Genomic DNA, 13154 nt, shown 5'->3' with positions numbered 1-13154 from the left:
TAGGTCTCGCACGGCTCTCCTCTCTGCCATGGTCGGAATACACGCCCGCCGGAGCTCCGCTTCGACGCGAGCCAGTACGACGCCGAAGTAGCTCGCGCAGAATTGGCCCGCTGGGAGCAGGAACACCCGTAGCAAGGAGCAGGGCGCGGCCACGGGTGCAGCGGTCGGGGCGGCGGCATGGGGCGGGTGTGGTGCGTCTGATCGCAGCCGTGGCGAGACGTCGACAAGGGTCCTCCGCTACCAGCTGACGGCGCTCAGCCCGTTGCTAAGATCCGTCACGTCGGCTCCGGCCAGGACATCGTCGGGGACGGCGCCGAGCCGGTCCGTTGGCAACCGCACCTGGTTTGGGCGCGGACCCTTCGGCAGCTGGCCGTACAGGACCAGCGCGTCGTCGTTGTCCTCCTCTGTCTCGCCACCCACGTCGACGAGCAGTGCGAGGGTCGCCTCCAGCTCCCGCTGGACCAGCCGCTCGATGGCATCCTCCACCTGCGCGTGCTCCTCCTGGCTTAGCCCGCTGAGTTCGAAGGTGAGGATCTGGATGTCCGGCACCACGTACCTGACATGGCACACCACGTCCGTGTCAGCCGACAGCCAGAGCTGCAGAAAGAGCGGTCCGACCGACAGGCCGACGAGCTCGAGGATGCGCTCCGGGGGCAGCTTCACCTGCTCCCCCTCGACGTCAAGCAGTATTCCGCAACCCAGTGCCGGGTGTTCGAGGCTCATCCCGCACTCGTCCAGCAGTCCGGTGACCGAGCGGAACGCGGACTCGCCCATCCGGCCGTCCCGGTACCAGGACAGGTAGGTCCGCGTAGCCACCGTCGGCACTCCTTGTCGTCATTGCCCCGCCTCTGGACAGGAGAGGCCACGGATACCGTGCGTCCGCCGTCAACAAGGATCTGGCCTCGAACACTAGGCTGCCGGACAGGGCGTTGCACCCACTCTCCGGCAGTCGGCCCCGGGGCCGGCTCAGGCCCCGGCGTTCGTGAGTAGCGCCATTGACGCCCCGCTACGGGAAGCCGATGACGACCAGTCTCTCCCCGCCCAGCAGTCCGGCACGGTCGCTTCGCTTTCGCCCGTGGTGTGGGTGAGGGATGCGGGAGTGGTCCAGCACGGATGAGGATGTCCTGCTGGTAGCACAGCAGGACCAGGAGGAGAGGGCCTGCGGGCACCGTCACGAAGGCGAGGCAGGGCGGGACGCTGCGCGCGGGAATGGCGCCGGGTATGCGGTCGGCGGCGGGCGACAGGCTGGGCATCGGCGTCCGGCCGGTGCGGACGACTGCTGACGGCTGTCGGTGGCGGAGACGCGCGCTTCTCCGCATGCCCGCGCTGGCATTGCGCGTCCGCACCGAGGCAAAGAACCCGTTGACCTCTGTCCCCAAGCACCGTCGGCCCGTAGCAGCGCCATCTGCCTCCCGTGCGCGTGCGAACAGGCCCCCGGGGCGTGGGAGCGGCCGACGTCTTCGACCGGTCGGGGCAGGGGTGGCGGCGCCGCGCGCAGGCTCCCTGGCAAGGTCGAACACGGCAACGGCAACCACACACATTTTCTCCACCCTTCTTCACCTGATGGTCACAAACCTCGGTATGCTCCAGGACGCTTCATTCGCACCACAGAGGGGGGAATCCTCATGCGTATCCGTCATGCCCTGGCCGCCGCCGCAACTGCCGCTTCGGTCATCTCGCTCGGCCTCGCGGCCGGCGCCCCGGCCCAGGCAGCCGAGTACTCCTCGGCCCTGAAGATCAAGGGCGTCCAGTACGACGCACCCGGCCGCGACTCCAACAAGTGCTCCGGCGGAAACACCGCAAACGAGTACCTGACGATCAAGAACTACTCGCGCACCGCGACCGTCAACCTCAAGGGCTACGTCGTCAAGGACGCCGCCGGCAACAAGTTCACCTTCAAGGCGACCCACAACCTGCAGCCCGGCGACTACATCAAGCTCCGCGGCAACCGCGGCACCGACTCCGACGCGAAGAACGTCGTCTACCGCCAGAACTGCAACTTCATCTGGAACAACGACAAGGACACCATCTACCTGTACAAGCCCTCCGGCGCCCGCGCCGACGTTCACTCCTACACCAAGAAGTCCAACGACCGCGACGGCAACGGCTACATCACCTACCACGGGTGATCTCCGGGCCTGACGGCACGGAGCGGGTAGAGCCGGCCTTCACGGTGCGGCAGCCGCTCTGAGAGCGGTGAGCAGATCTGCCCTTGGGCGCTCGACGGCGCACGGCCGGTTCTCCGGGCCGCGCGCCGTCGAGCGCCTTTGTGTGTGGGGTTACTGGATCTGGACGTAGAAGCGGTCGTTGGTCTGGTAGGGCCGTTGCAGGGTGGGGTCCCAGGCGAGGATGCGGTCGTCGACGTAGTACTTGCGGAGCATGCCGCCGGCGACGCGGTTGTCGCTGGCGGGGATGGCCTTCACTGAGAAGTCGGGCCTGGGGTTGCCCGCGCCTTCGAGGGTGGAGGCGAAGGGGTATTCGTCGCACTGCTGACCAGTGGGAGGTCGGGTGGGCAGGCCGGTGTCGAGGTACTTGAGACGCTCGGGGCCGGTTTTGAAGCAGGCGCCGTCCTTGTGGTCCTTGTTCGCTTTGGACTGGGTGGGGTGCAGGGCCCGGGTGATGCGGTGCAGTCCGGGGGCGTCGGGATTGCCGGGGATGTACTTGCCGGGGATGTACTTGTCCCGCGGCCAGGGCACTCCGGGTGGTGCGAGGAGGGGGTAGGTGGTGTTGGGGCGGTTGTGGGCGGCGTCGAGGTGCTCGGCGACGGCGTGGTGGGTGGAGCCGAGGGTGTAGGTGAGGTGCGGGGTGACTTCGCTGAAGACGCAGGCTTTGGGGTACTTCGCTTTGCCGAAGTTGAAGTAGGCGGCGGAGTCGCAGCGCAGCATGCGCTGGGGTGTGCGGCCGCGGATGGGGGTCTGGTACTCGGCGTTGTCGGTGAAGAGCTCGACTCTCCACTGGTTGTAGGAGATTTTGTCGCGGCCTTCGCTGAGCTCCGGGTGGTTGTAGATGTCCCAGTAGGCCCAGGCGGGGTTGTTGTCCCAGGTCGTCCAGGGCATCGTGGCGGAGCCGCGGGTGGCGTGGCAGACCTTGTTGTCCTGGACGCACTGGCCGAGCAGGCTCAGGGGGACGTTCGGGGCGACGAAGAGGTTGTCGTAGGGGCCCCAGTCGTAGTCGACGGAGTCTTTCTGGATCTGGGCGAAGACGCGGGCGCGGCGTTCCTGGTCGTCGCCCTGGGCGAAGACTTCCAGTTTGGCCTCGGTGGTGCCTTCCTCCTCGATGGGGATGCCCTTGGCGTCGATCGACCAGTACACGGCTTTGATGGTGTAGCGGGCGCAGAAGGTGAAGCGGTTGTGGATCCGGCCGATGCCGGTTTCGACGTTGTCGCTTTTGAAGCAGGCGTCGCTCAGCGCGGTGTCGGGCCGTTCCCCGATCGGTGCGGCGACGAGCGGCCCGGGCTCGGGGGCCGACTGCGGTGTGGCGTCGGGTGCGGGCTGGGGGTTTTCGGCGGCCACTGTCCGCGAGGCGTACTCCGCGTCCAGAAGGCTCAGAGCGGGCTGGGCGGAGTGGGGTGTCAGGTCCCCGGCGGCGTGCTTGGTGGCCTGCGGGGCCGGGGCGGGCACTGGGAGACTCTTCTTGCCGGCCGCGCGGGCCTGCTGGCCGCGGGCGCGTAGGCCGGTGAGCGCGTGCTGGCTGACGCCGGCCTTCAGCGTAATAGTCCTGGGGGTGTCGTCACCGGTGGGTGCTGAGGCGGTCAGGGCCTGCCCGGTGCTGGTGGCGGGTGTGTGCTGGGCGTTGACGGGCTGGGCGGGCAGGATGAGAAGTACGGCGGTGGCGGTCAGGATCATGGCGTGCCATGACTTGCGGTGCGACATCACTCGGTTCCCCCTTGCGTGCGGGCCCTGTGTGCAGGTGACGCTGTCGTCCACCTGGGCAGGGCGTGACGACAATGACGCACTACTCAGCGTGACATCCTGTCACCCTGTGAAAATAGGGCCGCAGGTGAGATCAGGGAAGATGTCACCCTGCAGAGTCACTGAAGGCCGCTGAGACTCCACCGGGTATTCGGTTGCCGCACAGGGGCACGGGGCGATACGGCGATGAGGCAAGTACGGGGGGAGGAGGCGGTTTACGCGCAGGCGCTGATGCCACCGATCCACGGACCGTCGAAGAAGTCTTCCTCAAGCTCGACGCCGGTCAGCTGGCGCAGCGCCAGTACCGCGCGTTGGGAGTCCTCCAGCCCGGCGGCTTCGCCAGAGAGCTCCTCATCTCCGGAGCTGGGAAAGCCGACTGCGACCAAGTCCTCTCCCACAGTGTCGACGGCGTCGCCGAAGCGCCGCCCGGTCACCGCGTCCACCCACCCCAGAAGGGCACCGTCCCGAGCCGCCTGCACCATGATCTGGTTGGGGTCCTCGAATGCCGTGACCGCGGTGCGGCCTCGCGCGGACAACGCCGACAGCACGCCGGTGTTCATACCGACCCATCCGCTCGTGCCTTCCAGCTCGACCACCAGCGTCCAGCCGGCCGCCACCTCCTGCCCCAGCAGCAGCACTCCCGGCCCGGCCCCGCGAACGAGGCGGTCTGTCGCTTCTTCCAGCCCGCCGTTCGCCCCTGTAGCGGCCTCCACCCCCATGGCCCCCAGAACCTCACCGGTTACACCCTGAGCCAGCGTCACACACCAGCCCTCACCGAACATTCCCGTCAGATTCAGCAACAGCCCCACCTCCACCACGTCCAATAGCAGGGCGGCCAAACCACGCTGCAAGCACATTGATCGGCACGGGTGGCAACAACCTGCCACTCCGCGTCTGCCCGGCGTCCCCAGATGCATCCCCACGTCGAACTGCTCCGGTGAGCCATTGCGAACAAGGGATCTTACTGATCGTTCGCGGCCGCGGCGATCGTGCTCACCCCAACGGTCAGCGGCATGGAGACCGTACGGGTTTCCGGACGCGTCACCACTTCCCCGGACGCAAGGCCGGAGAGGGTCTGGCCCAGTGACGTGCTTCTATCAGCGACGGCCGGCGGCGTAGACCGCCCCGTCCGGTCGCTGCTTCACGACAGGGACGCTGGCCTGCGGGATGGTGGTATCGCCGGTAGGAGTTCCGGGGACGCGATCCGCCTGCCCAGGTGGCCAGGGGTGTGCCGGTCGACCAGGTGCAGGCGCTGGGACGTGGCGAAGTCCTGGGCGGGCCTGCTGAAACGGCCGTTGGTGACCAGGACGATGACGTCGCCCTTGTGTACGGAACGTCCGGTGCGTTCAGGACATGCAGATCGGGTGTGCCGAACGGCTGCTCCGGCAAGGCCTTGGGCGTATGGGTTTCGGACATCAGATCGAGGATGACCGGCTGGACGCCGACCAGCTCGCCCCACCACCTCGCCCGCAGCCGCACCCTGGCCCCGTTCAGGCGCCGGCCGCCAGCTAAAACGAGGGCTGCGTGGACCCGTCGGCTCTGCAGCCAGCGCGTGCAGCGATACGCTGCGCTCGTGAGGCGCGGCTGACCCGGATCACTGTTCACTGGCTGATTCGTTGGGATGCGCAAGGGCCCGCCACCGGTATAGTGACGTCATAACTTGTTGTTCAGGCACAGAAGCCCCGCCATCACCGATGGTGGGGCTTCTGCTTTGTTAGGTCAGGCGATCCGCAGATCCGCACGGCCGTCGGTCGGAGGTACCGATCTGTACTCCGGCAGATTGATGCTCGGCAGCTTGCCTGACTTCATGTCCTTCAGTGCAGAAGCGAAGGCGGCCTCCATGTCCTGCACGGTCTCGTACTTGGCTGCCAAGGGATGCAGCCTGTAACGGTTACCGCCCCGCTCCTCTGCTCGGGAGCGCAGGACGAGGTTCAGCTCGAAGAGCGGCTCCAGCAGTGCGCCCACGCTTGGCGGCTTGACGTTGTACTCGACAGCCATCTGGCGCTGGCTCGGAAGCGCACCGCCGTTCTCGCTGCGGAAGATCAAGTACTGAAGGAACTTCACTGCGGCTGGTCCAATGGGCAGCGCCCAAATGCGCTCGGCGACGAGCGGTGACATCACTGCAACGGCCATCAGTGCTTTCCTCCAATTCTATGCGGCTTCTATGACAAGAACCGGATATCACCCGGTTCGCTCCTCGCGAGGGGGGGCTTGCGCCTCACCTTCAAGGTTAAGTTGCAGCTCTTCCTGGTGGTGCAGCACCTCAGGCCCGATCTTGTGCGGAAACGCTGACGCTGGATCGTCGTCTCCCTTGTGGTCTTCCGCGATCTGGGCGAGCACCTCGTGCTGAGCTCCGCTAGTGCCCTGGAACCACAGATGCACGTTTAGCCTGATTCTGCCGTTTCCGGCAGGTTCGAACCACTTGTACTCACACAAGGCCTTGACCGCCCGGTTGACGGTGGGGCGCGTGATCTTTTTGACGACCTTCCGCTCAGCGGCAGGCTTCCCAGCCTCCTCCGCCGCCTTCTTGTCCGCCAACTCGTTCAGACCGTCAGTGATCTCCTGCTGCGTGTACTCAGCGACTCCGGTGCCGGGCGTCTGGCCACCGGCCACGTAGAGGAATACACACAGCTGACTCTTCGAGATGCTGTTCGCGATCGACAGCTGACCGAGTAGCTGGGTGAACCAGTTGGACGCCAGGCTGTATCCAGCGTCACCAGCCATGTCGTGGACTGCGCGGGGGTCAGTGTCGTACTCGAAGTGGACACCTTTGAGCCTTCGCTTACCGACCCGCGGGTCGGTCACAGTCTGTACAGCGTCGCCCAGCTGCTCGCCCAGCAGACTAAGGATGCTGTCGTGGACCGCGCTGGCGTCCGTCGAGGACGTGGCGGGGGGCACCGCACGGGGCCGACGCGGCTTGCGCGACGGCAGATCAGATGTCACTGGACCTCCTCATTGTTCAGGCGGTCCGAGACTAGCCCAAAAGTTAGGCTCACCCTTATTTTCCGCGTGTCGGCGCGCCTCTATCTCCATCCTGGCAGCTCACCGCAACGAAAGTTAGCCACAGCCTAACTTTCGTTGCTTCTATGCGCTGAAAGTTAGCCACAGCCTAACTTCACGTGCGCGCTTGAGAGCACACTGCTGCCCGGCCTTGCGAGCTAGACCCTCGGCTCACCACTCCCTCCGCAAGCCCCTGACCTGCGAACTTCAACTCGAGCACGGCGGGGTAAAAAAGTAAGCCTGAGCCTAACTTTCAGCGCAGAATGTGCTGCGCAGGTTAACATCTCGGAGCACCAAATGTGCCCGCCAGAGCATGATCATTTATGGAAAGTTGCAGGTCAGGGGCTTGTAGACCCGCGTCCTCTCTTAATAAAGAGCAGGCCTCCGCTGTTACCCAAGCCAGCGGATCCATCTCCCTACGGGCACCTACATCCCTCAACTGCGCGGCGTCCCGCTCGGTTCTCTCTCTGCTGGACTCTCCAACTGCCCTCATGAGCCTCAGCCACAGAAAGTCAGCCACCGCGATGCAGGTGCGTAGAGACGGTGTCCGGAGGTACATCAGCCAAAGCCGGTACCAGCAACTCCAATCGGTTTCAAAGCGTAAGCGCGCGGCGCCGCAGCGTGTTCATATCGTCCCGGGCGCCGCCGGGCACTGGCGGCGCCCGGGACGATCCCTAGATTGCGCCCACGGAACGATGAACCAGCTGCTTCTGTGGGGGTCTGGCTCGGCACAGGGCTTCAGACGTAGGTCAGGACGACCCTGCCTCTTAGGCCCATTCAACTCTCGACCGAGAGGCCCGAGCGCATCGACCAGCACTACTCCGCGACAGAAATGGTGCACTGCGTATGGCAAGTGACTGCCTGAAGAACGCCTTCCTCAGCAGGGGCCTTGACCCCGAATCCTGAACACGGGTTATGCGGCTTGTGCCAGCGTAGTTGGTGTGAGGTGGAAGGCGTTCTCGAAGGCGATCGGTGATCGTTGTCCGAGGCGGGAGTGTCGGCGTCGGGTGTTGTAGCGGTGGAGCCATCGGAAGGCGTCGAGTCGCGCCTCACGCTCGTCTGACCAGCTCTTTCGTCCTTGCAATGATCGATCCGGCGAGACTGCCGCGGGTTCGGATTGCCGCGGCCAGGGCGTCGGTGACGAGATCCGCGCGCATGTGGTCGGCGATCGCCCAGCCGGCCAGACGGCGGGAGGCGAGGTCGATGACAGTCGCCAGGTAGAAGAACTTCCCGCCGTCGAGGGGCAGGTAGGTGATGTCGCCGACGTACTTCGTGTTCGGCCTGTCCGCGGTGAAGTCGCGGCCGATCAGGTCCGGGGCCTTGGCCGCGGCCGGGTCGGGGGCGGTGGTGCGGTGCCGGCGGCGCAACCGGACCCGTGCGATCCCGGACGCCCGCATGATCCTGGCGACCCGCTTGTGGTTGACCGCCTCACCGTTCGTCTCGCGGAGTTCGGCGGTGATCCACGGGGCTCCGTAGGTGCCGTCCGATTCCTGGTGCACCGCCCGTATCCGGGCCGCCAGGCGGGCGTCGGCCACCTGCCGGGCGGCCCGGTCGGCAGCTGTCCGGCGCCAGTAGTAGAAGCTCGAGCGGCTGACGCCGAGGATGCTGCAGAGCCGCTTCACGCCGTAGCGGCTCTGGAGGTCGGCGACACACTGGAAGCGGTTCACCAGCGCGTCTCCCCGGCGAAATACTTCGCCGCTTTGCGCAGGATCTCGCGTTCCTCTTCCAGCTCGCGGACCTTCTTCCGCAGGGCCGCGTTCTCGGCCTCCAGCGGGGCCGGCGGCTGGGCCGGTTCCTGCGTCCGCCGTCCCCGGGGACGGCTCACCCCGGCTGCCCTCACCCAGTTCCGCAGGGTCTCCGGGTTGATCCCCAGATCGGCGGCGACCGACCTGATCGTCGCTTCCGGCCGCGACTCGTACAGCGCGACCGCGTCCGCCTTGAACTGTGGCGGGTAGTTCTTCATGACCACGAGATGTCCGTTCTCAGATCCTCAGGATCCAGTGTCTCGTGTGTCCAACATCAGGGGTCAAGGCCCCAGTTCAGATGCAGCGTTGTGATGGGTGGCTATCCGAGCCAGGTAATAGTGAGGACTGACAGTCGGTGCAAGGGTCGGTTGATCCAGTAGGTGAGGGAGAGCTCGCCAACGGAGGCGTGGCGGATGTCGTTGCCCTCCGGGTCGTCGGCGTGCCACTGGTGAAAGCCCCACGGGTCGGCTGCGGCGGCGTCCAGAACATCCCACACGGTGTCTTCTACGTGTTCGGGCAAGGTGTCGAGGACCTTGGTGGCCGGGGCGGAGAAGCGGACCGAGTAAGGCTGCTGATTAGTCACCGACGCCGTCGCCTCTCCCGGAGCTCTACCGCGTCGACGAACGCGCTGTCGTCGTAGCCAGAGGCGACGAATGCGTCGACGGCAGGGGCGGAGGCGAGGCGGCCCTGCCAGTCCTGTACAACCGCGTACAGTCCGGCAAGGGAGAACGTCCGGCGTGATTCCTCGAGGGCTGCCGCCCATTCCCGCTCGAAAGCCGGCACCCACCACGTGGCGCGACGGTCAGTACGCAACTGGGCCAGCAGTTCGGCCGGGGCGCCCGCAGCGGGGGCGTAGGGCGTGACGGGGGCGTGGTCAGGCTGCGCGCTCATCGGCTGATCCCTCCCGGGAGGTTGATGCCTCCACCGTACGCGCGCCGGGAAGGCATGGGTGGGGGCATGGGACTTTGCGGCCGCTGGTGAGGCATCGCAGGGCAGGTGGGAGGTTCCAGTGGTGTGGGCCAGCAACCGGGTGTTCGAGTCAGTGCGGCGGCCGCGGTGTCCATGGAAGGCCAGGTGAGGAAGGCGTCCACTATCTGACACTTCCAGTCCCTTGAGTCCCTTGCTACTGGCCGTCGGCCAGCTCGCCGACCCGGTCTGCAAAACCCGGTACATGCTCAAGGGTACGGAGGGGCGTTTACAAGGGACATGTGAGCAGCCCAGCGGCGAACCGAGGAGCAAACTTCGCAGGGCTCTCTGCCCCCTGCCCTGGCTTCACGCGATGTCCCATAGGCGTAGCGGCCGTGTCCGACTGGGCTTGTTTTATGAGGGGGTACTCAGATCGTCATCTCCGCAGGGGCCTGTTGGTGAGGCAGGAGCGTCTGCATGGTTCGGGGTGGAATCTCGTGGAGGTGTGGAGCGGATCTCTGGGGCGGGGCGTCTCCCCTACTGGTCAGTGGCGCACCCACCAGGCCAGTTGGACAGTTTAATTGTCGAAATCCACCTTGGGTGTGCACGATGTCGTCATGAGTGACGGCATGGGACTGAGTGACGACGAAGGGTGGGTCGGCTTCCTGACGGCTCTTGAGCACCTACTTTGGGCCGAGGCGAAGCGGCGTGAGGGCGTCCCTGCGGAGGAGCACCCGCATAGCGTGAACGCTCTGCGACCGGACTCCCCCGCCACCCGGCGGCTGCACCTGCGGCACCTGGAGGTCGCGGCCGAGTGCCGCAGCGTCACCGAGCAGGTGATGGAGCACGCCAGGTGCGTACCGGGCGCGCTGGCGCGGGTTACCCGGAGATGGGAGCCGCAGTCGGCGTCACGCGGCAGGCTGCGTGGAACCGGTGGCCGGCGTGGGCACCCGCTGAATCCTGCACACCCTGACCGGACGCCAGCACCTACACGCTTCCGGGACGGTGACGACGCGGAGCAGGGACAAGGCGGTCACCATCGGGTGGGACGCGGTCCGCAAAGGCGATGCGGCCACCGGAGGCGCGGTCGCCGCGGTGGTGTTTGACTCCGAGAGCCGGGTGGTGTGGGCCTGTCTCTTCGATCCTGCCGAGTACGACGCCGTCACCGTCGAGGTCCCCGAGGACTTGGTCGCCGTCCCGGCCGGCGGCGGCGAGGATTACCAGGCCTGGACGGGGCGGTGGGCGCAGTTCGTGGCTGCGGAGATCGAGAGCCGGACCGTGCGCGCATGAGGTCCCTCTTGCCGATGGAGGGTCCACCGTGACGAAGATTGCGCTGCGTGCTCATCAGCGCGAGGCCGTGGACGCGGTCCTGCACGCCCTGGAGTTGCCACCCGGTGCCCGACTCCCCGCCCGCGGCTTACGTACCCAGATCATCATGGCGACCGGCTCGGGCAAGACCCTCGTTGCCGCCCGGAGCGCGGATGAGCTCCAGACCGGCCGCGTGCTCGTTCTCGTCCCGTCCCTGGATTTGCTCACCCAGAGCGAGCGGGCCTGGCGGGACAGCGGACGCACCGGCCCGGTCATCGGCGTCTCCTCCCTGCGCATGAAGCCCGGCGAGGGCACAACCGCCTCCCTCGTCGTCCTCAAGCCCGGCGAGAGCGCCCACAACATGCTCACCAGCAAGGCCTACGAGGACCTTGCCAAACTCCTCGAAGCCCTCCCGTGCCCACGACTCTTGTATCGTCGAGACGCTCGGCCCCAGGCCCCTCCCCCACCCGCACCGAGCCCGCCAGTGACTCGGACCTGGACGACGTCGACACCGAACTGGGTGAAGGTGGCGAGGCGCAGGGGCCGAGTGCCCGGGCCCGGGCCTCTTCCTGATCCAGACGCTCGAACAGTGGCGTCATCCCGGCCCCGCCTTCGCTTGCCGATCCCCGAGCCCGACGGCACTCCGAGCCCCAGCCAAACGTAGGGGGCATAGCAAGATCGCAGAGGGTGACCGCAGATCCCCCAATCGACTGCCCGCGATCGCCTTACGCTCGCACCCCTCCAACAGACGACAACATCCGTTCGCACCGTAGGGTCGGAGCATGCCGACCGAAGACAGCCCGCGCCTCACGGCCAAGCACTGGCAGGACTGCACGGACGTGTACGACTTGCTGGATCAGATCCGGCTCCGGCCCGGCATGTGGGTCCCCGGCGGATCGCTCCTGCACCTGCAGTCCTTGCTCACCGGCTACCGGGCAGCGCTCGGTGTGCACGGCATCGAGGAATCCTTCGCCTTCTGGCCCGAGGACGACTTCAACCGCTGGCTCCAGGAGCAACGCGGCATCGCCGGCTCCCTCACCTGGGCAGCCGAGATCGAACGCAACACCCCCGCAGGCTCGACGCCGGTCGAGGAGTTCTTCCGTCTCCTGGATGCGTACCGGAGTGAATCCGACCAGAACTCAACACTTGGCGCTGCCTCGACCCGCTTTCCCGGCATCGAGTACATGAACAACACCTTCGTCACTCTCTTCTGGCGCCGACGGCTCCTCACGGAAGCTGAACTGCGGCTCGAGGAGCGCGGCTTCCGCGTCGTCCACCTCGCAGCGGGCGACTGGGCTTCCGAGCAGGATATGCACAGGGACGTTGCCGCCGCGCTGCAGTTTCCCGACTACTACGGCCACAACCTCGACGCGCTCAACGACTGTCTCGGCGATGTCGCCTGTTACGGCCCGTACGACGACTCACCAGAAGGTACTGGGCTCGTTCTGTCCATTACCGATTATGACCGCTTCACCGCCGCTTGCCCGCGAGCGGCCCAGATAGTTCTGGACATCGTTGCCGACCAGGCCCGCCACGCGGCGGTACTTCAGCGGCGCTTCTTCTGCCTGCTCCACAGCAACGACCCGGGCATCCGGTTCAAACCGGTCGGCGCCATGCCCGTCATGTGGAACAGCGACGAATGGCTCGACGCCAAACGTCGGTGAGAACGCGGCGGTGTTGAGGGACAAGGAAGGCTCGCAGTGATCTCTGCACAGGACTGGGCCAACGCTCGGCGCATCTGGGATTACCACCAGATGGGCCACGCTCTGCGACCCTGCTCCGTTGCCATCGGGCTCGGCAGCCATGATCTGGGAGTAGCGGACACCTCAGCAGACCTGTATCAGCAGAGGTTGGGTGCGTTTCCTGCTCTTTGCCGGAGCCACGAGCCCCACGACCAGGGAGCGGATGCCTCGCGGGGAAGCAGTCCACTACCGAGAGCGGGCAATCGAATTGGGTGTGCCCAGCTCTGCTGTTCATGTGGAGCCGAAGGCGCGCAACACGGGTGAGAACATCCGCTTCTCGCGAAAAGTGCATGATCCGCCAGCCCGTACCTGCCGACGTAACCGAGGCGTATCAGCGACTCCGCCAAGCCGGTTTCACCAGCCGCCTCCTGCCGACCGATTCGCATCCTGCTTGACCGACGCTGAGAGCTGTTACAGGTTTCTCTACCTCATCAAGGCACCCGGCTGCGCTCCGCTCCGCCGGCCGCGCTTCCCGGCTCTGGCTGCGCCCGCGCTCCTGCCTTCGGCCCGCTCGGCGCTGCCGCCGCCGACGCGCGCCCGCA

General features: G+C 66.3%; 12 protein-coding genes and 2 pseudogenes. 5 read left to right on the top strand and 9 right to left on the bottom strand.

The features are described 5' to 3' along the window. Nucleotides 1-237 precede the first annotated feature (237 nt). Nucleotides 238-816, bottom strand: a complete 579-nt coding sequence (locus tag ACZ32T_RS32855) for a hypothetical protein (RefSeq protein ID WP_467370895.1) — start codon at nt 814-816, stop codon at nt 238-240. A gap of 809 nt (nt 817-1625) precedes the next feature. Here ACZ32T_RS32855 and ACZ32T_RS32850 point away from each other — a divergent pair. Further along, nucleotides 1626-2129 carry a lamin tail domain-containing protein gene (locus ACZ32T_RS32850; protein ID WP_467370891.1) on the top strand — a complete coding sequence of 168 codons (504 nt, stop codon included), beginning with the start codon at nt 1626-1628 and terminating at the stop codon, nt 2127-2129. A gap of 150 nt (nt 2130-2279) precedes the next feature. Here ACZ32T_RS32850 and ACZ32T_RS32845 read toward each other — a convergent pair whose 3' ends face one another. From ACZ32T_RS32845 to ACZ32T_RS32810, 8 genes and pseudogenes are all read right to left on the bottom strand, one after another. Next, entirely contained in the window at nt 2280-3872 is a 1593-nt protein-coding gene (locus tag ACZ32T_RS32845) for a NucA/NucB deoxyribonuclease domain-containing protein (RefSeq protein ID WP_467370887.1), read from the bottom strand. Between the two features lie 254 nt (nt 3873-4126). Continuing rightward, on the bottom strand, nt 4127-4711 hold the full coding sequence (locus ACZ32T_RS32840) for a DUF6461 domain-containing protein (RefSeq protein WP_467370884.1): 585 nt from the start codon (nt 4709-4711) through the stop codon (nt 4127-4129). Between the two features lie 341 nt (nt 4712-5052). After that, on the bottom strand, nt 5053-5370 hold the full coding sequence (locus tag ACZ32T_RS32835; RefSeq protein WP_467370881.1) for a restriction endonuclease: 318 nt from the start codon (nt 5368-5370) through the stop codon (nt 5053-5055). A 260-nt stretch (nt 5371-5630) separates the two neighbouring features. Further along, entirely contained in the window at nt 5631-6044 is a 414-nt protein-coding gene (locus ACZ32T_RS32830; RefSeq protein WP_403707709.1) for a hypothetical protein, read from the bottom strand. A gap of 48 nt (nt 6045-6092) precedes the next feature. Next, nucleotides 6093-6854, bottom strand: coding sequence for a hypothetical protein (locus ACZ32T_RS32825; protein ID WP_467370880.1), 762 nt, complete (start codon nt 6852-6854; stop codon nt 6093-6095). 970 nt (nt 6855-7824) lie between these two features. Beyond that, nucleotides 7825-8880: pseudogene (locus ACZ32T_RS32820) on the bottom strand (IS3 family transposase). Nucleotides 8881-8975: 95 nt separating this feature from the next. Next, nucleotides 8976-9239, bottom strand: coding sequence for a hypothetical protein (locus tag ACZ32T_RS32815; RefSeq protein WP_467370877.1), 264 nt, complete (start codon nt 9237-9239; stop codon nt 8976-8978). Further along, nucleotides 9236-9547 (bottom strand): DUF6247 family protein, encoded by a 312-nt coding sequence (locus tag ACZ32T_RS32810; protein WP_467370874.1) that lies wholly within the window; start codon nt 9545-9547, stop codon nt 9236-9238. The genes ACZ32T_RS32815 and ACZ32T_RS32810 overlap by 4 nt, the downstream gene beginning before the upstream one ends. Nucleotides 9548-10567: 1020 nt before the next feature. Here ACZ32T_RS32810 and ACZ32T_RS32805 point away from each other — a divergent pair. The 4 genes and pseudogenes from ACZ32T_RS32805 to ACZ32T_RS32790 all read left to right on the top strand — a co-directional run. Beyond that, complete coding sequence (locus ACZ32T_RS32805) at nt 10568-10852, top strand: hypothetical protein (RefSeq protein WP_467370872.1); 285 nt, start codon at nt 10568-10570, stop codon at nt 10850-10852. 28 nt (nt 10853-10880) lie between these two features. Continuing rightward, on the top strand, nt 10881-11534 hold the full coding sequence (locus ACZ32T_RS32800; RefSeq protein WP_467370869.1) for a DEAD/DEAH box helicase: 654 nt from the start codon (nt 10881-10883) through the stop codon (nt 11532-11534). A gap of 118 nt (nt 11535-11652) precedes the next feature. After that, nucleotides 11653-12534: a barstar family protein gene (locus ACZ32T_RS32795; protein WP_467370867.1), complete on the top strand. Its 882-nt coding sequence runs from the start codon at nt 11653-11655 to the stop codon at nt 12532-12534. 36 nt (nt 12535-12570) lie between these two features. Continuing rightward, nucleotides 12571-12895 (top strand): annotated as a pseudogene (locus tag ACZ32T_RS32790) (YdcF family protein); the annotation flags it as partial. Between the last annotated feature and the right edge of the window lie 259 nt (nt 12896-13154).

It is taken from the genome of Streptomyces sp. NPDC023573 (assembly GCF_055559735.1).
The sequence above is the reverse complement of the archived record's forward strand: the minus strand, read 5'-3'. Positions and strand labels throughout refer to the sequence as shown.